16 protein-coding genes, 1 tRNA gene and 2 pseudogenes are annotated in these 20,903 nt (G+C 63.0%); 2 read left to right on the forward strand and 17 right to left on the reverse strand.

What is annotated here, in order from left to right; genetic code table 11:
• The 4 genes and pseudogenes from FJ425_RS30740 to rpsL form a co-directional block, all read right to left on the reverse strand.
• A pseudogene (locus tag FJ425_RS30740) lies at positions 1 to 77 on the reverse strand (elongation factor Tu); the annotation flags it as partial.
• A 65-nt stretch (positions 78 to 142) separates the two neighbouring features.
• The gene (gene fusA / locus FJ425_RS30745) at positions 143 to 2,233 is read right to left on the reverse strand and encodes an elongation factor G (RefSeq protein WP_140637127.1); all 2,091 of its coding nucleotides are present in this window, start codon (positions 2,231 to 2,233) and stop codon (positions 143 to 145) included.
• A 29-nt stretch (positions 2,234 to 2,262) separates the two neighbouring features.
• The gene (gene rpsG, locus FJ425_RS30750) at positions 2,263 to 2,733 is read right to left on the reverse strand and encodes a 30S ribosomal protein S7 (RefSeq protein ID WP_027170372.1); all 471 of its coding nucleotides are present in this window, start codon (positions 2,731 to 2,733) and stop codon (positions 2,263 to 2,265) included.
• A gap of 9 nt (positions 2,734 to 2,742) precedes the next feature.
• Positions 2,743 to 3,114, reverse strand: a complete 372-nt coding sequence (gene rpsL / locus FJ425_RS30755; protein ID WP_006202128.1) for a 30S ribosomal protein S12 — start codon at positions 3,112 to 3,114, stop codon at positions 2,743 to 2,745.
• 463 nt (positions 3,115 to 3,577) lie between these two features.
• Here rpsL and FJ425_RS30760 point away from each other — a divergent pair, with 463 nt between their 5' ends.
• Both FJ425_RS30760 and FJ425_RS30765 read left to right on the forward strand, forming a co-directional pair.
• Positions 3,578 to 3,859, forward strand: a complete 282-nt coding sequence (locus tag FJ425_RS30760) for a transcriptional regulator (RefSeq protein WP_095765518.1) — start codon at positions 3,578 to 3,580, stop codon at positions 3,857 to 3,859.
• 83 nt (positions 3,860 to 3,942) lie between these two features.
• Positions 3,943 to 4,872, forward strand: a complete 930-nt coding sequence (locus FJ425_RS30765; RefSeq protein ID WP_140727853.1) for a Gfo/Idh/MocA family oxidoreductase — start codon at positions 3,943 to 3,945, stop codon at positions 4,870 to 4,872.
• A gap of 7 nt (positions 4,873 to 4,879) precedes the next feature.
• On the opposite strand, the gene FJ425_RS30770 is transcribed toward FJ425_RS30765, so the two are convergent.
• The 13 genes and pseudogenes from FJ425_RS30770 to FJ425_RS30830 form a co-directional block, all read right to left on the reverse strand.
• Positions 4,880 to 5,545, reverse strand: a complete 666-nt coding sequence (locus FJ425_RS30770; RefSeq protein WP_140727855.1) for an O-methyltransferase — start codon at positions 5,543 to 5,545, stop codon at positions 4,880 to 4,882.
• 79 nt (positions 5,546 to 5,624) lie between these two features.
• Positions 5,625 to 9,821 (reverse strand): DNA-directed RNA polymerase subunit beta', encoded by a 4,197-nt coding sequence (gene rpoC / locus FJ425_RS30775; RefSeq protein WP_140545998.1) that lies wholly within the window; start codon positions 9,819 to 9,821, stop codon positions 5,625 to 5,627.
• Between the two features lie 186 nt (positions 9,822 to 10,007).
• Entirely contained in the window at positions 10,008 to 14,144 is a 4,137-nt protein-coding gene (gene rpoB, locus FJ425_RS30780) for a DNA-directed RNA polymerase subunit beta (RefSeq protein WP_140545997.1), read from the reverse strand.
• 282 nt (positions 14,145 to 14,426) lie between these two features.
• Positions 14,427 to 14,804 carry a 50S ribosomal protein L7/L12 gene (rplL, locus tag FJ425_RS30785; protein ID WP_027170378.1) on the reverse strand — a complete coding sequence of 126 codons (378 nt, stop codon included), beginning with the start codon at positions 14,802 to 14,804 and terminating at the stop codon, positions 14,427 to 14,429.
• Between the two features lie 54 nt (positions 14,805 to 14,858).
• Positions 14,859 to 15,377 (reverse strand): 50S ribosomal protein L10, encoded by a 519-nt coding sequence (rplJ, locus tag FJ425_RS30790; protein ID WP_140545996.1) that lies wholly within the window; start codon positions 15,375 to 15,377, stop codon positions 14,859 to 14,861.
• A 405-nt stretch (positions 15,378 to 15,782) separates the two neighbouring features.
• Positions 15,783 to 16,481 carry a 50S ribosomal protein L1 gene (gene rplA, locus FJ425_RS30795; protein WP_140637120.1) on the reverse strand — a complete coding sequence of 233 codons (699 nt, stop codon included), beginning with the start codon at positions 16,479 to 16,481 and terminating at the stop codon, positions 15,783 to 15,785.
• 4 nt (positions 16,482 to 16,485) lie between these two features.
• A complete protein-coding gene (gene rplK, locus FJ425_RS30800; protein ID WP_095765524.1) occupies positions 16,486 to 16,914 on the reverse strand; it encodes a 50S ribosomal protein L11 in 429 nt (142 codons plus the stop codon).
• Positions 16,915 to 17,100: 186 nt separating this feature from the next.
• Positions 17,101 to 17,628, reverse strand: a complete 528-nt coding sequence (gene nusG, locus FJ425_RS30805; RefSeq protein WP_140545994.1) for a transcription termination/antitermination protein NusG — start codon at positions 17,626 to 17,628, stop codon at positions 17,101 to 17,103.
• 27 nt (positions 17,629 to 17,655) lie between these two features.
• Positions 17,656 to 17,859, reverse strand: a complete 204-nt coding sequence (gene secE, locus FJ425_RS30810; RefSeq protein WP_095765634.1) for a preprotein translocase subunit SecE — start codon at positions 17,857 to 17,859, stop codon at positions 17,656 to 17,658.
• A gap of 350 nt (positions 17,860 to 18,209) precedes the next feature.
• Positions 18,210 to 18,285, reverse strand: a tRNA-Trp gene (locus tag FJ425_RS30815).
• Between the two features lie 144 nt (positions 18,286 to 18,429).
• Positions 18,430 to 18,915 (reverse strand): group II truncated hemoglobin, encoded by a 486-nt coding sequence (locus FJ425_RS30820; RefSeq protein WP_140545993.1) that lies wholly within the window; start codon positions 18,913 to 18,915, stop codon positions 18,430 to 18,432.
• 83 nt (positions 18,916 to 18,998) lie between these two features.
• Entirely contained in the window at positions 18,999 to 20,537 is a 1,539-nt protein-coding gene (locus FJ425_RS30825; RefSeq protein WP_140637129.1) for a hypothetical protein, read from the reverse strand.
• Positions 20,538 to 20,819: 282 nt separating this feature from the next.
• A pseudogene (locus FJ425_RS30830) lies at positions 20,820 to 20,903 on the reverse strand (elongation factor Tu); the annotation flags it as partial.

Genomic DNA, 20,903 nt, shown 5'->3' on the forward strand with positions numbered 1-20,903 from the left:
GTCTTGCCATGATCGACGTGACCGATCGTGCCAATGTTCACATGCGGCTTGGTGCGCTCGAATTTACCTTTTGCCATGTGATCTCTCCAATCCTGCTTGCCCGTGCGGGCCTTGAATTAAGGTCTCGTGCAACCCGCGCGAGTTACGCGTATTTCTTCTGAACTTCCTGGGCGACCGCGGTCGGAACCGGCTCGTAGTGGTCGAACTGCATCGTGTACTGGGCGCGGCCCTGCGACATCGAACGCAGATTGTCGACGTATTTGAACATGTTGGCCAAAGGCACCATCGCATTGATGACGACGGCGACGCCGCGCGCTTCCTGACCCTGGATCTGGCCACGACGGCCGTTGAGGTCGCCGATGACGCCGCCGACATAATCTTCCGGCGTCACGACCTCGACCTTCATGATCGGCTCCAGAAGCTGCACGCCGAGACGCGGAGCGGCTTCCTTGAAGCAGGCGCGAGAGGCGATTTCGAACGCCAGCACCGAGGAGTCGACGTCGTGGAAGGCGCCGTCGATGAGAGTCGCCTTGACACCGATCATCGGGAAGCCGGCGAACGGGCCGGAACCCATGACGCTGTTGATGCCCTTCTCGACGCCCGGGATGTATTCCTTCGGAACCGCACCGCCGACGATCTTGGACTCGAACACGAACTCTTCGCTCTCGGTGTTCGGCTCGAAGATGATCTTGACGCGGGCGAACTGGCCGGTACCGCCGGTCTGCTTCTTGTGCGTGTAATCCTGCTCGTGCGTGCGAGTGATCGTCTCGCGATAGGCGACCTGCGGGGCGCCGACATTGGCTTCGACCTTGAACTCGCGGCGCATGCGGTCGACGATGATGTCGAGATGCAGCTCGCCCATGCCGGCGATGATGGTCTGGCCGCTTTCCTCGTCGGTCTTGACGCGGAAGGACGGATCCTCAGCCGCCAGGCGATGCAGCGCGAGGCCCATCTTTTCCTGGTCGTTCTTGGTCTTCGGCTCGATGGCGATCTGGATGACCGGATCGGGGAATTCCATGCGCTCCAGGATGACCGGGTGCAGCGGATCGCAGAGCGTGTCGCCGGTGGTCGTGTCCTTGAGGCCAGCCAGGGCGACGATGTCGCCGGCATAGGCTTCCTCGATGTCGGCGCGCGAGTTCGCATGCATCTGCAGCATGCGGCCGATGCGCTCCTTCTTGCCCTTCACGGTGTTGTCGAGCGAGGTGCCCTTGGTGAGCTTGCCCGAATAGATGCGGGCAAAGGTCAGCGAGCCGACGAACGGATCGTTCATGATCTTGAACGCCAGCATCGACAGCGGCTCGTTGTCGTCGGCATGACGCTCGATCTCGGCGTCGGTCTTGGCATCGACGCCCTTGATGGCCGGCACGTCGATCGGCGACGGCAGGTATTCGACGACGGCGTCGAGCAGCGGCTGCACGCCCTTGTTCTTGAAGGCCGAACCGCAGAACATCGGGAAGAACTTGACCGCGATGGTGCCCTTGCGGATCAGCGCGCGGATCTCGTCATTCGACGGCATCTTGCCTTCGAGGTAGTTCTCGAGCGCGGTCTCGTCCATCTCGACGGCGGCTTCGATCATCTTCTCGCGGTACTGCTCGGCCTTGTCCTTGAGGTCGGCCGGGATCTCGACGACGTCCCAGGCAGCGCCCAATGTCTCGTCACGCCAGACGAGCGCGTTCATCTCGACGAGGTCGACGACGCCCTTGAATTCGGTCTCGGCGCCGATCGGCAGCTGCATGACGACAGCCTGCGCGCCGAGGCGCGAACCGATCATTTCCTCGGAGCGGTAGAAGTCGGCGCCGATCTTGTCCATCTTGTTGCAGAAGATCATGCGCGGCACGTGGTACTTGTCGGCCTGGCGCCACACGGTCTCGGTCTGCGGCTCCACGCCGGCGTTGGCATCGAGCAGCGCGATGGCGCCGTCGAGCACGCGCAGCGAACGCTCGACTTCGATGGTGAAATCGACGTGTCCGGGGGTGTCGATGATGTTGAAGCGGCGCATCTTGCCGTCGCGACCCTTCCAGAAGGTCGTGGTCGCGGCAGAGGTGATGGTGATGCCGCGTTCCTGCTCCTGCTCCATCCAGTCCATGGTGGCAGCGCCGTCATGGACTTCGCCGATCTTGTGCGACTTGCCCGTATAATAGAGGACGCGCTCGGTCGTCGTCGTCTTGCCGGCGTCGATATGCGCCATGATACCGAAATTGCGGTAGTCTTCGATCTTGTATTCGCGGGCCATGGGAGGTGCCTCTCAGTCTCGTTCGCGCTTTACCAGCGGTAGTGCGCGAAGGCGCGGTTGGCTTCTGCCATCTTGTGGGTGTCTTCACGCTTCTTGACGGCCGTGCCGCGGTTGTTGGCCGCGTCCATCAGCTCGCCCGAGAGGCGGTCGACCATGGTGGTCTCGTTGCGGTTGCGCGCGGCGGCGATCAGCCAGCGAATGGCCAGCGCCTGACGACGCTCGGGGCGCACATCGACCGGAACCTGATAGGTGGCGCCGCCGACACGACGCGAGCGCACTTCCACATGCGGCGCGACATTGTCGAGCGCCTGATGGAAGACGGTGACCGGCTCCTGCTTGGTCTTGGCCTGGACCTGGTCCAGCGCGCCGTAGACGATGGTCTCGGCAACCGACTTCTTGCCGTCATACATGACGGCGTTCATGAACTTGGTGACGATCAGATCGCCGAACTTGGGGTCCGGATTGATCTCACGCTTTTCTGCACTGTGACGACGGGACATGGGAAACCCTTACTTCGGACGCTTGGCGCCGTATTTCGAACGACGCTGCTTGCGGTTCTTCACACCCTGCGTGTCGAGCACGCCGCGGATGATGTGGTAGCGGACGCCCGGCAGATCCTTGACGCGACCGCCGCGGATCATGACCACCGAGTGTTCCTGCAGGTTGTGACCTTCGCCGGGGATGTAGCCAATCACTTCAAAACCGTTGGTCAGGCGAATCTTGGCCACCTTGCGCAGCGCCGAGTTCGGCTTCTTCGGCGTCGTGGTGTAGACGCGCGTGCAGACGCCCCGCTTCTGCGGGTTCTGCTGCATGGCCGGGACCTTGTTGCGCTTCACCGGCGCCAGGCGCGGCTTGCGGATCAGCTGGTTGACGGTAGGCATTAAACCCTCTTGTCTCTCAATTCCGTGTCTGCCCTGTCAGGGGGCCGCTCAAAGCGTCATTTCCATACGCAAATTCGGGCAACACACCGCGTCTCGCGGTCCCGCCCGAACAAATTGCAGAGGAAGCGGAAGCCGCTTCATGCGCGCCGGAAATGTCTTTTCGCTCGTAAAACGAACCCTGTTTGAGGCAAACTCCAAAGCGTGTCGCTTCGGACAGGAGAGCCTCACATCGGTTCTGACGTCGCGGCTTCTACTCGCAACCCCAGGGTCCGTCAACCCCGACGCGGCAAATATTGCGCCCAACCCGAAGCTGGGCAGCCATGCGAGAAACGCATGTAATTTTCTTGCGTCTTTTTTCAAGAGCGAGGAAGAAAGTGACCGGCTTTGCGCTGTCCTGTGGCCCGGCTTCGTGCCAAAAGGCGGCTTGCATCGCACAATCTCGGGGAAAACGAGGAATCAGCCCGTGAACGACAATGAAGAACGGCCGGTCACGATCATCACTGGACGGGTCTGGAAGAAGAAGGGCGGCAAGCCGGAAGGCGTTCATGTGATGCTTGTGGCGCCGGACGATGATTCTGCCGTGCGCCGCGCGCTCGAATCGCTTGCCGCCGAAGGTTACGCCGAGGCCGAACTCGACCAGATCGGCGACATGGAGGGCGAGCCCGACGACGAGCCGCATCTGTCGGCCTATCAAGGCGCATTGGAGGGCGAGGTTTCGATCGTCACCTTTGAAGAGCCGATCTGAAAAGCGCGGCCGGCGTCATATTTGCCGGACTCGCCGGACAAACCTGCCTGCCTAGACACACCCTTTCATTCCTTGGAGTTCCCATGACCAGCAGTCCCATCAAGCTCGGCATCGTCGGCGTGGGAAAGATCGTCCGCGACCAGCACCTGCCGGCGGTTGCCAAGGACGGCAACTATCAACTGACCGCCGCGGCCAGCCGCCACGGCAAGGTGGACGGCATTGCGAATTATCCCAGCATCGAAGCGATTCTGGCGGCCGAACCCAGCCTCGAGGCGGCCTCGCTCTGCATGCCGCCCCAGTTCCGTTACGACGCCGCGCGCACCGCGCTGGAAGCGAGGAAGCACGTGTTCCTTGAAAAGCCACCGGGCGCCACGGTCAGCGAGGTCGAGCACCTCAAGACGCTTGCCGAAAAGAACGGCGTCTCGCTCTTTGCCAGCTGGCATTCGCGCTACGCGCCGGCGGTGGAGGCCGCGCGCGCATTCCTCGCCTCGGCCAGACTGACTTCGGCGGCCATCAACTGGAAGGAAGACGTGCGGCGCTGGCACCCGAACCAGGAATGGATCTGGGAGCCGGGCGGCTTCGGCGTGTTCGATCCCGGGATCAACGCGTTGTCGATCGCCACACACATCCTGCCTGCGATGTTCATCACCTCGGCCGTGCTCGATTTCCCCGAGAATCGCGCAGCACCGGTCGCGGCGCATGTCGCCTTCCGCACGTCGACCGGCTTGCCGGTGACGATGGAGCTCGACTGGCTGCAGACCGGGCCGCAAATTTGGGACATCGTCGCCGAGACCGACAAGGGCAGGATGGTGCTGTCCGGCGGCGGAGCGATGCTCGCCGTCGACGGCAAGACCATCCATGACGAGCCGGAGGCCGAATATCCGATGCTCTACAAGCGCTTCGCCGAGATCGTTCGCGCAGGAACATCCGATGTCGACCTCGCGCCGCTGCAGCACGTCGCCGATGCGTTCATGCTGGGCAAGCGCAACGTGGTCGAGGCGTTCTTCGATTAGGGCATCCTCATTTTACGATCGCGATGGTAAATCCGTCATAGCCCTTGGCGCCGACGGTCTGGATGGCGGTGCCGTCCAGCCGCTTCTCGTCGCCGATGAACGAAAACGCGGCGCGTGCGCCCTCGACATTGGCGTCACGGCCATCCTCATCCAGCACCGCGCCGTCGCGGATGACGTTGTCGCAGACGATGACCGTGCCTGAGCGCGAGAGTTTCATCGCCCAGTCGAGGTAATTCGGGTTGTTCGGCTTGTCGGCGTCGATGAAGATCAGGTCGAACGGACCGGCATTTTCGCCTGCCAGCGCGGCAAGCGACTGCAGAGCCGGACCGATGCGCAGGTCGATCTTGTCGGAAACCCCTGCCCGCTCGAAGTTCGAACGTGCGACTTTGGCGTGGTGCGGATCGAGCTCCAGCGTCACCACCTTGCCGTCCGCCGGCAATCCCCTTGCCATCCAGATGGTCGAGTAGCCGCCAAGCGTGCCGACCTCCAGCACCTTCTTGGCGCCGCGAATACGCACCAGCAGCGACAGCAATTTGCCCTGCGCGGCCGAGACGTCGATCGCCGGCAGGCCATGGTCGCGGTTGGCCGCCAGCGTGGCATCGAGCACGGGGTCCGCTTCGAAAAGAGAGGAAACGATGTAGTCGTCGACAGCCGTCCAGGTCTTGCTGCTCATAGCTCTTCCTCGTTGCTTCAAGCCAAAATGCGAAAAGGGGCCGCGCGGGCCCCTTTTCTTGTTTTCTCATTCATAGCGCTTACTGCGCGGCGTTGACCATGTCGGTCAGCATCGGCTCGGCGACCTCTACACCGGAGGCCTTGCGGCGCTCGTCGATGATGAGCTCGTCGCGCGAGGTGGCGATGCGCCTTATCTGGCTCATCGTGCCGCCCGTGCCGGCCGGGATCAGACGGCCGACGATGACGTTTTCCTTCAAGCCCTGCAGCATGTCGGTCTTGCCGGCAACCGCAGCCTCGGTGAGCACCCTGGTCGTCTCCTGGAAGGAGGCGGCCGAGATGAAGGACGGCGTCTGCAGCGAGGCCTTGGTGATGCCGAGCAGCACCGGCTGACCTTCGGCCGGCTTCTTGCCGTCCTCGATCAGGCGCTCATTGACCTCCTCCAGCTCGATCACATCGACGTGGTCGCCCGGGATGTAGGTCGAATCGCCCTGCGTGGTGATCTCGACCTTCTGCAGCATCTGGCGAACGATCACCTCGATGTGCTTGTCGTTGATCGACACGCCCTGCAGACGGTAGACCTCCTGGATCTCGTTGACGAGGTAGGAGGCAAGCGCCTCCACGCCCTTGATCGCCAGGATGTCGTGCGGCGCCGGATTGCCGTCGAGGATGTAGTCGCCCTTCTCGATGACGTCGCCGTCCTGGAGATGGAACGGCTTGCCCTTCGGGATCAGGTACTCCACCGGCTCGAGCGTCGAGTCATGCGGCTCGATGATGATGCGGCGCTTGTTCTTGTAGTCGCGGCCGAAGCGGATCGTGCCATCGATCTCGGCGATGATGGCGTGATCCTTCGGACGGCGAGCCTCGAACAGTTCCGCAACACGCGGCAGACCGCCGGTGATGTCCTTGGTCTTGGCGCTTTCCATCGGGATACGCGCAAGCACGTCGCCCGGACGGACATGCGCGCCCGGCTCGACCGAGAGGATGGCCTCGACCGAGAGCAGGAAGCGTGCATCGCCGCCCTTCGACAGCTTGCCGACCTTGCCCTTGGCGTCCTGGATGGCGATCGCGGGCTTCAGGTCGTTGCCGCGCGGCGTCGAACGCCAGTCGATGACCTCGCGCTTGGTGATGCCGGTCGACTCGTCGGCCGTTTCCTGCACGGAGATGCCGTCGACCAGATCCTCGAACGCCACCCTGCCCTCGATTTCGGTGAGGACCGGGCGGGTATAGGGATCCCACTCGGCGATACGCTGGCCGCGCTTCACCTTGTCGCCATCGTCCACGAAAATACGCGAACCATAAGCGACGCGGTGTGTGGCGCGCTCCTTGCCGGTCTCATCGAGGATGAGCACCGCCATGTTGCGGCCCATGACCATCTGCTGGCCTTCCGAGTTGCGGACCACGTTGCGGTTGCGGATCTGCACCTTGCCCTCATAGGAGGCTTCAAGGAACGAGGAATCCACCACCTGCGCCGTGCCACCCATGTGGAAGGTACGCATGGTGAGCTGGGTGCCCGGCTCGCCGATCGACTGCGCCGCGATGACGCCGACGGCCTCGCCCTGGTTGACGGGGGTGCCGCGGGCCAGGTCGCGACCGTAGCAGACCGCGCACACGCCGGTCCTGACCTCGCAGGTCAGCGCCGAACGGATGCGGACCGACTGCACGCCGGCCTTCTCGATCTGCTCCACATCGCGCTCGTCCATCAACGTTCCGGCCTTGACCAGCAGGTCGCCGGTGACCGGATGATTGATGTCGTCGAGCGAAGTGCGGCCCAGCACGCGCTGGCCGACCGAGGCAACGATCTGACCGGCATCGACGATCGGCTGCATGGTGAGGCCCTTGTCGGTGCCGCAATCCACGGAGTTGACGATGCAGTCCTGCGCCACGTCGACGAGGCGGCGGGTGAGGTAACCCGAGTTCGCCGTCTTCAAGGCGGTGTCGGCCAGACCCTTGCGGGCGCCGTGGGTCGAGTTGAAATACTCGAGCACGGTGAGGCCTTCCTTGAAGTTCGAGATGATCGGCGTCTCGATGATTTCACCCGAGGGCTTGGCCATCAGGCCGCGCATGCCGGCGAGCTGACGCATCTGGGTGGGCGAACCGCGCGCACCCGAATGCGACATCATGTAGATCGAGTTCATCGGCTTCTGACGGCCGTTGTCCTCGAACTCCACCGCCTTGATGCGCGCCATCATCTCGTCGGCCACCTTCTCCGAGCACTTGGCCCAGGCGTCGACGACCTTGTTGTACTTCTCACCCTGCGTGATCAGGCCGTCATTGTACTGCTGCTCGTATTCCTTGGCCAAGGCCTCGGTGTCGGAAACGAGCTTCAGCTTGGTGTCCGGGATCAGCATGTCGTCCTTGCCGAACGAAATGCCGGCACGGCAGGCGTGCGCAAAGCCGAGCGCCATGATGCGGTCGCAGAAGATGACCGTCTCCTTCTGACCGCAGTGGCGGTAGACGGTGTCGATCATCTTGGAGATGTTCTTCTTGGTCATCTCCTGGTTGGCGGTCTCATACGGCACGTTGACGTTCTTCGGCAGAAGCTCGCCGATGATCATGCGGCCAGGCGTGGTGTCGTAGATCTTCGACACGACGTTGCCTTCCGCGTCGACGCTGCGGAAGCGGCCCTTGATCTTGGCGTGCAGCGTCACGGCCTTGGTCTCCAGCGCATGCTGGAGCTCGCCCATGTCGGCAAACATCATGCCTTCGCCCGGCTCATTCTGGTTGACGATCGAGAGATAGTAGAGACCGAGAACCATGTCCTGCGACGGCACGATAATCGGCGCGCCGGAGGCCGGGTGCAGGATGTTGTTGGTCGACATCATCAGCACGCGGGCTTCAAGCTGCGCTTCCAGGGACAGCGGCACGTGGACCGCCATCTGGTCGCCATCGAAGTCGGCGTTGAAGGCGGTGCAGACCAGCGGGTGCAGCTGGATCGCCTTGCCTTCGATCAAGATCGGCTCGAACGCCTGGATGCCGAGGCGGTGCAGCGTCGGCGCGCGGTTCAAGAGCACCGGATGCTCGCGGATGACCTCGTCGAGGATATCCCAAACCTCCGGACGCTCCTTCTCGACCAGCTTCTTCGCCTGCTTGACAGTCGAGGAGAAACCCTTGGCGTCGAGGCGGGCGTAGATGAAGGGCTTGAAGAGCTCGAGCGCCATCTTCTTCGGCAGGCCGCACTGATGCAGCTTGAGCTCCGGACCGGTCACGATGACCGAGCGGCCGGAATAGTCGACGCGCTTGCCGAGCAGGTTCTGGCGGAACCGGCCCTGCTTGCCCTTCAGCATGTCGGACAGCGACTTCAGCGGACGCTTGTTGGCGCCGGTGATGACGCGGCCGCGACGGCCGTTGTCGAACAGCGCATCGACGGCTTCCTGCAGCATGCGCTTTTCGTTGCGCACGATGATGCCGGGCGCGCGCAGCTCGATCAGCCGCTTCAGGCGGTTGTTGCGGTTGATGACGCGGCGGTAGAGGTCGTTGAGGTCGGACGTGGCGAAGCGGCCGCCGTCCAGCGGGACAAGCGGGCGCAGGTCCGGCGGGATCACCGGAACCACCTTCATGATCATCCATTCCGGACGGTTGCCGGATTCCATGAAGTTCTCGACGACCTTGAGCCGCTTCAGGTATTTCTTCTGCTTGAGCTCGGACGTGGTCGAGGCCAGCTCCGAACGCAGGTCGCCGGCGATCTTCTCCAGGTCCATGCCGGCCAGAAGGTCGTGAATGGCCTCAGCGCCGATCATGGCGGTGAAAGAGTCCTCGCCGTACTCGTCGACGGCAATCATGTACTCTTCCTCGCTGAGGAGCTGGTTCTCCTTCAGCGCGGTGAGGCCCGGCTCGGTAACGATGTAGTTCTCGAAGTAGAGCACGCGCTCGATATCCTTGAGCGTCATGTCGAGCAGCGTGCCGATGCGCGAAGGCAGCGACTTCAGGAACCAGATATGGGCGACGGGCGCGGCGAGCTCGATATGGCCCATGCGCTCGCGGCGAACCCGCGACAGCGTTACTTCGACGCCGCACTTTTCGCAGATGACGCCCTTGTACTTCATGCGCTTGTACTTGCCGCACAGGCATTCATAGTCCTTGATCGGACCAAAAATGCGCGCGCAGAACAGGCCGTCACGCTCCGGCTTGAAGGTGCGGTAGTTGATGGTCTCCGGCTTCTTGATCTCGCCGAACGACCAGGACAGAATCTTCTCTGGGCTGGCAAGCGAGATCCGGATGGAATCGAACACCTGCGCAGGCGCCTGCGGGTTGAAGAGATTCATGACCTCTTGGTTCATGCCGTTCTCCTTTTCGGGGTCCTCGATAACCCCTTGCATCGATCGCGGACGAAATGTCCGCAGACTGGCCGGTCGAACCGGCCGAAGACTTCTTGGGTGAGCGTGATCTTGGCCGAAAACCGGTGACCGATTTTCGGGATCATGCTCAGGGCGCGCCGCGCTTAGAACGCGGCGCGCGCCGGTGCCTTACTCGGCCGCGTCGGGCAGACGCGTCGGGGTCTCTTCGACCTGCGTGTTCTCCAGCTCCACATTGAGGCCGAGCGAGCGCATTTCCTTGACGAGAACGTTGAAGCTCTCGGGGATGCCTGCCTCGAACGTGTCATCGCCGCGCACGATCGCCTCGTAGACCTTGGTGCGGCCGGCGACGTCGTCCGACTTCACCGTCAGCATTTCCTGCAGCGTGTAGGCCGCGCCGTAGGCTTCGAGCGCCCAGACCTCCATTTCGCCGAAGCGCTGGCCGCCGAACTGCGCCTTGCCGCCCAGCGGCTGCTGGGTGACGAGCGAGTACGGACCGATCGAACGCGCGTGGATCTTGTCGTCCACCAGGTGATGCAGCTTGAGCATATAGATATAGCCCATCGTCACCTTGCGATCGAACGGCTCGCCGGTGCGGCCGTCATAGAGCTGCGACTGACCGCTGGTGTGCAGGCCAGCCTGCTCCAGCATGGTGTTGATGTCGGCCTCATGCGCGCCGTCGAACACCGGTGTCGCGATCGAGACGCCGCGGCGCATCTGCTCGCTCAGGCGAACGATGCTCTCGTCGTCATACTCGCGGATCGGCTCGTTGCGGTCATTGGCCGGCATGAAGCTTTCCAGCGTCTTGCGCAGCGGCTTGATGTCGCCGCCACCCTTGTACGCGTCGATCAGCTCGCCGATCTTCCTGCCCATGCCGGCGCAAGCCCAGCCCAGATGCGTTTCCAGGATCTGGCCGACATTCATGCGGCTCGGCACACCCAGCGGGTTGAGCACGATATCGGCATGCGTGCCGTCCTCGAGGAAAGGCATGTCCTCGACCGGAACGATGCGCGACACGACACCCTTGTTGCCGTGACGGCCGGCCATCTTGTCGCCCGGCTGCATCTTGCGCTTCACCGCCACGAAGACCTTGACCATCTTCATGACGCCCGGAGGCATTTCGTCGCCGCGCTGCACCTTCTCGACCTTGTCCATGAAGCGCTGCTCGAGCGCCTTCTTGGACTCGTCGTACTGGCCGCGCAGAGCCTCGAGCTCGCCCTGGAGCTTCTCGTTCTCCACGGCGAACTGCCACCACTGCGAACGCGGATACTCGTCGAGCGTGTCCTTCGACAGCTTCGAGCCCTTCTTGAAGCCCTTCGGTCCGGCGATCGCCTCCTTGCCGACCAGCACGTCGGAAAGACGCGCATAGACGTTGCGATCGAGGATCGCCTGCTCGTCGTCGCGGTCCTTGGCCAGACGCTCGATCTCCTCGCGCTCGATCGCCATCGCGCGCTCGTCCTTCTCCACGCCGTGGCGGTTGAAGACGCGCACTTCGACGACCGTGCCGAAGGTGCCCGGAGGCATGCGCATGGAGGTGTCGCGAACGTCCGAAGCCTTTTCGCCGAAGATGGCGCGCAGGAGCTTTTCTTCCGGCGTCATCGGGCTTTCGCCCTTCGGGGTGATCTTGCCGACCAGGATGTCGCCCGGCTGCACTTCAGCACCGATATAGACGATGCCGGCCTCGTCGAGGTTCTTCAGCGCCTCTTCCGAAACGTTCGGAATGTCGCGCGTGATTTCCTCCGGCCCGAGCTTGGTGTCGCGCGCCATGACCTCGAACTCCTCGATGTGGATCGAGGTGAAGACGTCGTCGGCCACGATGCGCTCGGAGAGCAGGATCGAGTCCTCGTAGTTGTAGCCGTTCCACGGCATGAACGCGACCAGCACGTTGCGGCCGAGCGCCAGATCGCCGAGCTCGGTCGACGGACCGTCGGCAATGATGTCGCCCTTGTTGACGCGGTCGCCCATGCGCACCAGCGGACGCTGGTTGATGCAGGTGTTTTGGTTCGAACGCTGGAACTTCATCAGCCGGTAGATATCGACGCCGGACTTGCCCGGATCGAGATCTTCCGTGGCGCGGATGACGATACGGGTGGCGTCCACCTGGTCGACCACGCCGCCGCGGCGGGCGCCGATGGCAGCGCCCGAGTCGCGGGCGACGACCGGCTCCATGCCGGTGCCGACGAACGGCGCTTCGGCGCGCACCAGCGGCACGGCCTGACGCTGCATGTTCGAGCCCATCAGCGCGCGGTTGGCGTCGTCGTTCTCGAGGAACGGGATGAGCGCCGCCGCGACGGACACCATCTGCTTCGGCGAGACGTCCATCAGGTCGACGTTCTCGCGCGGCGCCATCATCACTTCGCCGGCGTTACGGCAAATGACGAACTCGTCGACGAAGCTGCCGTTCTTGTCGAGCTCGGCGTTGGCCTGCGCGACATGGTGCTTGGCCTCTTCCATCGCCGACAGATAAACGACGTCATTGGTCAGCTTGCCGTTGACGATCTTGCGGTACGGGCTCTCGATGAAGCCGTATTTGTTGACGCGCGCGAAAGTGGCCAAAGAGTTGATCAGACCGATATTCGGGCCTTCCGGCGTCTCGATCGGGCAGATGCGGCCGTAATGCGTCGGATGCACGTCGCGCACCTCGAAGCCGGCGCGCTCGCGGGTCAGACCGCCCGGTCCAAGCGCCGACAGGCGACGCTTGTGGGTGATCTCCGACAGCGGGTTGGTCTGGTCCATGAACTGCGACAGCTGCGAGGAACCGAAGAACTCGCGCACGGCAGCGGCCGCCGGCTTGGCGTTGATCAGGTCCTGCGGCATGACCGTGTCGATCTCGATCGAGGACATGCGTTCCTTGATCGCGCGCTCCATGCGCAGCAGGCCGACGCGGTACTGGTTCTCCATCAGCTCGCCGACCGAACGCACGCGGCGGTTGCCGAGATTGTCGATGTCGTCGATCTCGCCCTTGCCGTCACGCAACTCGACCAGCGTCTTGACCACGGCCAGGATATCGTCCTTGCGCAGCACGCGCACGGTGTCCTCGGCCTTGAGCTCGAGGCGCATGTTCATCTTGACGCGGCCGACGGCCGACAGGTCGTAGCGCTCGCTGTCGAAGAACAGCGAGTTGAACATGGCTTCGGCGGTCTCGAGCGTCGGCGGCTCGCCCGGGCGCATGACACGGTAGATGTCGAACAGCGCGTCCTGGCGGCTCTCGTTCTTGTCGACGTTGAGCGTGTTGCGGATGTAGGCGCCGACATTGACGTGGTCGATGTCCAGGATCTGGATCTCGTCATCGCCGGTGCCGAGCAGCACCTTCAGCGTCTTGTCGTCGATCTCGTCGCCGGCTTCGAGGAATATCTCGCCGGTGCCGTAGTTGACGATGTCTTCGGCAAGGTAGTTGCCGAGCAGGTCCTCGTCGGTCGCCTTGATGGCCTTGAGACCCTTCTCGCCGAGCTGGCGAGCCTGGCGGGCGGTGATCTTCTTGCCTTGCTCGACCACGATCTCGCCGGTATCGGCGTCGACCAGGTCGCCGACGGCCTTGAGGCCGCGGAAACGCTCGACGTTGAACGGAATGCGCCAGTGGTCGCCGGCGCGCTTGTAGGTGATCTTGTTGTAGAAGGTCGACAGTATCTCCTCGCCGTCCATGCCGAGCGCCATCAGCAGCGACGTCACCGGAATTTTGCGGCGGCGGTCGATGCGGGCGTGCACGACGTCCTTGGAGTCGAACTCGATGTCGAGCCACGAACCGCGATAAGGAATGACGCGCGCGGCAAACAGAAGCTTGCCCGACGAGTGCGACTTGCCCTTGTCATGGTCGAAGAAGACGCCCGGCGAACGGTGCATCTGCGAGACGATGACGCGCTCGGTGCCGTTGACGATGAAGGTACCGTTCGACGTCATGAGCGGCATGTCGCCCATGTAGACGTCCTGCTCCTTGATGTCCTTGATCGACTTGGCGCCGGTATCCTCGTCGATATCGAACACGATGAGGCGCAGCGTCACCTTCAGCGGCGCCGCATAGGTCAGGTCGCGCTGACGGCACTCGTCAACGTCGAATTTCGGTGCCTCGAACTCGTATTTCACGAACTCCAGCATCGAGGAGCCGGAAAAGTCGGAGATCGGGAAGACCGACTTGAAAACGGCCTGCAGTCCTTCGTCCGGACGGCCGCCCTTGGGCTCGTCCACCATCAGGAACTGGTCATAGGATGCCTTCTGAACCTCGATGAGGTTCGGCATCTCCGCAACTTCCGGGATCTTTCCGAAGAACTTGCGTACGCGTCTGCGGCCATTGAAAGTCTGGGTCTGGGCCATCGTCGCTCCTTAGCTATAAACTCGGGACGAACCTCGCCGCGGCTCGCCTTGCACCAACGGGCTGCCTCGGCGGCTGCCCCTATCTGTTTTTCCGGCCGCCCCTGCCAATTTCTTGGGCCAATCGCTTGGCGGCTTCCGGCTAAAACGGGAGAAAACCCGTTTCCGGAAAGCCGCTTTTCGGCCCTCAGGAAAGAGGTTTTCAAACGCCTCGCGTGACAGAACCCTCCCTTCGTCAAGGGAGGGGGCGGACGGCGCGAGACCGTCCGCCCTCGCCTAACAGGCTTACTTCAGCTCGACCTTGGCGCCAGCTGCTTCCAGCTGAGCCTTGAACTTGTCGGCGTCGGCCTTGGAAACGGCTTCCTTGACCGGCTTCGGAGCCGCTTCGACCAGGTCCTTGGCTTCCTTGAGGCCAAGGCCGGTGATGGCGCGGACTTCCTTGATGACGTTGATCTTCTGGGCGCCGGCATCGGCGAGAACGACGTCGAATTCCGTCTTCTCTTCAACCGGAGCAGCGGCAGCGGCAGCGCCGCCGGCAGCGGCAACCGCTACCGGAGCGGCGGCCGAAACGCCCCACTTCTCTTCCAGGAGCTTCGACAGCTCGGCCGCCTCGAGGACGGTCAGCTTCGAAAGGTCGTCTACGATCTTTGCGAGATCAGCCATTTTTGTATTCCTTCACTAGGTTCGAACGTGTGTTGTTGACAGCGAGGAACGGCCTCATGCCGCCTCGTCCTTCCGGGCGTAAGCGCCGATGACACGCGCGACCGAAGCCGCGGGCGCATTGACGATCTGGGCGATCCGGGTAGCCGGCGTGGCGATCATGCCAACCAGCCTGGCGCGCAGCTCGTCGAGCGACGGTAGTGTGGCGAGTGCCTTCACACCGTCGGCGTCGAGCGAGGTCGTGCCCATCGCGCCACCGAGAATGATCAACTTGTCATTCCCCTTGGCGAAATCGGACGCGACCTTCGGCGCCGCAATCGGATCCTCCGAATAAGCGACCAGCGTCTGTCCCTTGAACAGATCGATGATCGATGCGGAGTCCGTGCCCTGAAGAGCGATCTTGGCGAGACGGTTCTTCGCGACTTTGACGGTGCCACCGGCGGCGCGCATCTTCGACCGAAGGTCGTTCATTTGCGCGACGGTGATACCGGCGTAGTGGGCCACGACGACTGAACCAGCGCTTGAAAACGCATCATTCAGGCCCGTGACGAGTTCGCGTTTTTCCGCTCTGTCCACTGCCTATCTCCAGTTGACCCCTGCCCCATTGACGAGGTCAGGCGTCGGTTGCCTTTTGCCGGCCGGGCCATCCAGTAACGGATCTCCCGAACGGCGCTCGAGGATCCTGCCCCCTTTCGCCACACCAGCCGGCACGCCGGATAGTGCGCAGACAAAAGGCAAACACGGTTCGAACCTTTCATTGGAGCTTGGCTCCTTTGTCGGGTCTTCACCCGTCTCATGCAGGCCCATTGAATTAAGGCTTTTGGGCCGCCTGCAATCTCGGACAGGATATCCGGAAACCTTTCGGCTTCCGGGGTACCGGGCCGCCGACGGATCGGCGGTCCGGAATTCTTTCTTGCTGGAGCATGTTCCCGCTTTTCGGGATCATGCCCCAGCGATCGGCCTTACCCGATCGGCCGACACTTACGACGCGGCGAGCGTCGCGATGTCGAGCTTGAGGCCGGGGCCCATCGTCGAGGTGACCGACACCTTCTTGACGTAGTTGCCCTTGGCGCCCGCGGGCTTGGCCTTGGTCACCGCGTCGGCGAAGGCGCGGACATTTTCTTCCAGCGCCTTGACGTCGAACGAGACCTTGCCGACGCCGGCCTGGACGATGCCGGCCTTCTCGACGCGAAACTCGACGGCGCCGCCTTTCGAAGCCTTGACGGCCGCGGCCACATCGGTGGTCACCGTGCCGACCTTCGGGTTCGGCATCATGCCGCGCGGGCCGAGAACCTTACCCAGACGACCGACCAGCGGCATCATGTCCGGCGTGGCGATGCAGCGATCGAAATCGATCGTGCCCTTCTGGACGATGTCGACAAGGTCCTCGGCGCCGACGATATCGGCGCCGGCGGCCTTGGCTTCCTCGGCCTTGTCGCCACGGGCAAACACCGCGACGCGCACCGAGCGGCCGGTGCCGTTCGGCAGGTTGACCACGCCGCGGACCATCTGGTCGGCATGACGCGGATCGACGCCGAGGTTCATCGAGATCTCGACGGTCTCGTCGAACTTCACCTTGGACCGGTCCTTGAGCAGCTGCAGCGCCTCGGAGAGGGCGTAAGCCTTGTTCGGATCGATGCCTTCACGGCTCTTGGCAATACGCTTTGCAATCTTTGCCATGATCTTAGCCCACCACTTCCAGGCCCATCGAGCGGGCGGAACCCTCGACCATGCGCATGGCCGCCTCGACGTCGTTTGCGTTCAGGTCCTTCATCTTCTGCTCGGCGATCGCGCGCACCTTGTCGCGGCTAATCGTGCCAGCCTTGACCTTGCCCGGCTCCTTGGAGCCCGACTTCAGGTTGGCGGCCTTCTTCAGGAAGTAACTCACCGGCGGCGTCTTCATGACGAAGGTGAACGACTTGTCCTGGTAGTAGGTGATGACGACCGGGATCGGCGATCCCTTCTCGAGCTCCTGGGTCTGCGCGTTGAACGCCTTGCAGAATTCCATGATGTTGATGCCGCGCTGACCAAGCGCCGGGCCGATCGGGGGCGACGGCGTGGCCGAGCCCGCGGCAACCTGGAGCTTGAGCTGGCCTGCAACTTTCTTAGCCATCTCTATTCCTGCCTTTTCTCATGCCGGCCCGTTACCCGGGAAACGCGGCGGTTGCAGTCTGGTGGTGCGGTTCCGACGGCCGGCTATGCCGCCTTCGCCTCCCACCCGTTCATGCGGCGTCTGTTCACGCCGCCTCCCGACGCCTTGCGGCGCGGATCCCCGCGCCTTGCGGCGCAGCTTTACGGATCAGCCCTTTTCGACCTGCCCGAACTCCAGATCGACGGGCACGGCGCGCCCGAAGATCGAAACTTCCACCTTGAGGCGGGCCCGCTCCTCGTCCACTTCCTGGACGACGCCGTTGAACGACGCGAAAGGACCGTCCGAAACGCGGATCGCCTCGCCGATCTCGAAGGTGACCGAGGGCTTCGGCCGCTCGACGCCTTCCTGGACCTGGTTCAGGATGCGCTGCGCCTCCGTCTCGGTGATCGGCACGGGCTTGGAGTCGCCCAGAAAGCCGGTGACCTTCGGCGTGTTCTTGACCAGCGAGAACACGGCGTCGGTCAGATTGGCCTTCAAGAGCACATAGCCCGGGAAGAACTTGCGCTCGGCATCGACCTTGCGGCCGCGACGGATCTCGACGACCTTTTCGGTCGGGACCACGATCTGCTCAATGTCCCCGGACAAGCCCTTCTGCTTGGCCTTGTTCTCGATGTCCTCGGCGACCTTCTTCTCGAAGTTCGAATAGGCGTGGACGATATACCACCGCGCAGTCATTTCACGACCTCTCCGTAATCCGCCGAATTAATGCCCGAGACCCAGGATCCACTCGATCGCATAGCCCATCAGAATATCGGCAGCGAAGAAGAACAGCATCGCGATCACCGCGAATATCAGGACCATCACGGTCGAGATCATGGTTTCGCGCCGCGAAGGCCATGTCACCTTGGCCGTCTCCGCGCGAACCTGCTGGAGAAAGGTGAAGGGATTAGTGGTTTTCGAAGCCATGCGCCGCCTGTTTTCGAGACCCGTTGGCCGGGCCTCCTGGATGATCCCGCTGACCGGGACGTGCCGCCTGGGCTTCATGCGGCGCGAATCAGCGCCGCTATTTCACCCACGCAAATCAGACGCGTAAAGCCGGCTTCCCAGCTCCACGCGTCGCGTGTCTGTCTTGTCTACATAAAACCGATTCTTAATCCACGCAAGTGGCAAGGATCCGCTTTATGTCTTAACGCCGCCTCGGAACCATCCAGTCGTCCCGTCCCGGCTATACGGGGCTTATGCCCCAATTCTCGCTATATGGCAAGCCACCCGCCGATTTTCAACGCCGGAAGCTTCGATCGGCCACTTTGAGGAAATGGCACGGGCAGCAGGGCTCGAACCTACGACCTGCGGTTTTGGAGACCGCCGCTCTACCAACTGAGCTATGCCCGTGCATGCGCTTGTTCGGCGCAGGCGCTTCCTAAAAGCTTCCGTGCGCTCTGTAAAGAGCACTCAGCAGTGGTTTTAAAACCTTTGCCGGAAATCTGGATTCCATACCGCCGGCGACCGATCGCGCTCGCCAGACAACGCCCGCGCCTACGACTTCCCGGCCGGCGGCTTGTAAGGCCCGCCCGGCACGCCCCAGCCCCAGGCGGGCATCGGCTCGGTCTCGGGATCGCAGGTCTCGCCAAGATTCGAGTTCATCTTCGCCAGCCGCGATCCCCATTCGACATAGCCCATGAAGGCCGAGCGGAACTCGGGGTCGTCGGGCAGGCCGACCTCATCCGCCGCGTCGGCAAGGAGATTGATCCAGCGGCGGCGCTGTTCCTCGGTCAGATGCTTGCCGAGATGATGCATCACCATCTCGCGATGGCCGCCATGCTTCTCGCTGTAAGTCTTCGGGCCGCCGAAAACCTCGCCGATGAAGGCGGCGACATGCGCCGGGTGATCCGGCGACATCATCCTGAACACCGGTCCGACGACCGGATCCGCCGCCACCTTGTCGTAAAAGGTCCGGGTCAGCCGGTTCAGCGCCTCGCTGCCGCCGGCCCATTCGTACAAAGTCGGGATGTCCTCGCTCATCGCCGCTCCTCCCTGTGCATACAACAACAAGATAGCGGCAGCGCCCTGCCCCGCTCAACCTGCCTCGATGGCCAGTGCGCGAGCTAGAGCTTCGCCGGCGCCTTTGCCTCGGCATCGGCGGACGGAAGAACCCGGCAATTGTCCGGCCTGGATGGGGACCTGCAAATGGTGGCGCCCGTCAGCGCGTCCACCGATTGCGGCCCGGTCGTCAGCCCGAATGTCTTCAGTTCGTCCCGGCTGAGTTCCCTGTGCTTTGCATATTCGGCCGAGTGCATGGCGGCGAAAAAGCCCGAGCCGACCGCCATCTCGTCGAGATAGGCCCTGACCTTGTCTTCCATGCCCATGGAATGCACGAGGAAGTGCGCACCGGCGCCAACCAGGCGCCGGACCCCGCCGGCGACCATCACCGCGCAAGCGGCGTCGCATTCGGCGCCGGCATCGATGGAGAGCCCGGCATGGAGACCGTCGGCCGCGACGCACCCCACGGTGCCCGGATCGCAGTCGAGAAAATCCGTTCGGGCGACCGCGATATCCAAGCCGCGCTCGCGGATCAGCCTGCCCGCGGCGAGCGCAGCCTGCACATCTCCACCCGGCGAGTTGATTACGACCGGCAACCGGCGCTCCCGGATCGTATCGAGCAGTTGGCGCAGCTTGTCGGCCGTACCTGCGGCGATTGTGCCTTCCGCCGAAATCCATTCCGGACAATCGGGATTGCAGAGCGGGTTGCTGCCGCGAACAAGAACGAAACGCATCTGCAGTTCGTGGGCTTGCGGCGCCGGCGCGGGAACCGGCGCTGTATAAGAAGGTCCGGTCCCTACTGCCGCGACCGCGACGGGCGCGCCGTTCGCGGGAATCTCGCGACAATTCGCCGGCGCGGGATGGCGCTGGCAAATGGTTCTCTCGGTCAGCAGGTCGAGCGAATCGAGGCTGGTCACGAGCTTCATCTCCAGCATGTCATCGGGCTCGATCTGCCTGATGTCGCTGGCAGGTGTGGCCTTCATCACGCCCAGCACATCCTGCTCGACACCCATCTCCTTCAAATAGGCCGACAGCCGCTTCTCGATCGCCTTGCTCATCTCGTAGGTCTTGTAGCTGCCGGCGTTCTTGCGGCTGACGATCCTGGTGCCGATGATCTTCTTCTTGCCGTTCACGACCCGATAGGTGGTGCGGTAGAGCAGTTTTTCGCGCCGGTAGGTGGTGGTGATCTGATGGACGCCGAGATAGGCCCATTCGCCCACGACGCGGCGCATGCCGCCGGCAAACATCAGCGGGCAAGCCGAATTGCACATCGCGCCGCTATCATAAGCGACACCGGAATAGGGTTGGCCCTTGCCGTCATTGTCGCGGCAATTTTTCGTCCCCGGCGGGCAGCCGGAGAATTCCGTGATGCCGACCGCGATATCGAGCTTGTTCTTGCGGACCATGCGGCCAAGCTGAAGCGCAGCATCGACGTTGCCGCCCGGAGAATTGACGACGATCGGCAGCGGCCTTCCGCCGAGCGTCTTCAGCAGGCGTTTCAGCAGCAGCGGCGTGCCTGCGTCGATCGTGCCTTCGGCCGAAATCCATTCCGGGCAGTTCGGCTCGCAGCCCGGCGCGCTGCTCCGCACCACGACGAAGCGCATCGTCGGACCGTAGTCCGGCGGCTCTTCCTTTGCGGCGGCGCCGAAGGCGGCCAGCCCCAAGACGGCGGCCAATCCCAACCGAAGCAGCCCGCGCCGACACCGCATGGTCTTTGAACGGAATGTGGCAACCACGTCTGGCAAGCCCCTCGGTGCGACCCATACTAGTTGCGGCGCCGGTGGTTGCAACAGAATTGAAAAGAGTCTGGCAGCACAGCTTTCCAGACGAAAAAGGGCGGCCCGAAGACCGCCCTTTCCTTGTCGAGCCGGCGAAAGCCGGACCGATTATTCCTTGATGGTGACGACGATGCCGGCACCGACGGTGCGGCCGCCTTCACGGATGGCGAAGCGCAGCTTCTCTTCCATCGC

The organism is Mesorhizobium sp. B2-7-2 (assembly GCF_006440775.1).
In the GTDB taxonomy this organism is placed as follows: domain Bacteria; phylum Pseudomonadota; class Alphaproteobacteria; order Rhizobiales; family Rhizobiaceae; genus Mesorhizobium.

Coding starts and splice junctions, on each gene's coding strand:
- FJ425_RS30825 (WP_140637129.1), bottom strand. CDS start 20,537: ATGCGCTTCGTCGTGGTGCGGAGCAGCGCGCCGGGCTGCGAGCCGAAC.
- nusG (WP_140545994.1), bottom strand. CDS start 17,628: ATGACTGCGCGGTGGTATATCGTCCACGCCTATTCGAACTTCGAGAAG.
- rpoC (WP_140545998.1), bottom strand. CDS start 9,821: ATGAACCAAGAGGTCATGAATCTCTTCAACCCGCAGGCGCCTGCGCAG.
- FJ425_RS30770 (WP_140727855.1), bottom strand. CDS start 5,545: ATGAGCAGCAAGACCTGGACGGCTGTCGACGACTACATCGTTTCCTCT.
- secE (WP_095765634.1), bottom strand. CDS start 17,859: ATGGCTTCGAAAACCACTAATCCCTTCACCTTTCTCCAGCAGGTTCGC.
- FJ425_RS30820 (WP_140545993.1), bottom strand. CDS start 18,915: ATGAGCGAGGACATCCCGACTTTGTACGAATGGGCCGGCGGCAGCGAG.
- rplL (WP_027170378.1), bottom strand. CDS start 14,804: ATGGCTGATCTCGCAAAGATCGTAGACGACCTTTCGAAGCTGACCGTC.
- fusA (WP_140637127.1), bottom strand. CDS start 2,233: ATGGCCCGCGAATACAAGATCGAAGACTACCGCAATTTCGGTATCATG.
- rpoB (WP_140545997.1), bottom strand. CDS start 14,144: ATGGCCCAGACCCAGACTTTCAATGGCCGCAGACGCGTACGCAAGTTC.
- rpsG (WP_027170372.1), bottom strand. CDS start 2,733: ATGTCCCGTCGTCACAGTGCAGAAAAGCGTGAGATCAATCCGGACCCC.
- rpsL (WP_006202128.1), bottom strand. CDS start 3,114: ATGCCTACCGTCAACCAGCTGATCCGCAAGCCGCGCCTGGCGCCGGTG.
- rplK (WP_095765524.1), bottom strand. CDS start 16,914: ATGGCTAAGAAAGTTGCAGGCCAGCTCAAGCTCCAGGTTGCCGCGGGC.
- FJ425_RS30765 (WP_140727853.1), top strand. CDS start 3,943: ATGACCAGCAGTCCCATCAAGCTCGGCATCGTCGGCGTGGGAAAGATC.
- rplA (WP_140637120.1), bottom strand. CDS start 16,481: ATGGCAAAGATTGCAAAGCGTATTGCCAAGAGCCGTGAAGGCATCGAT.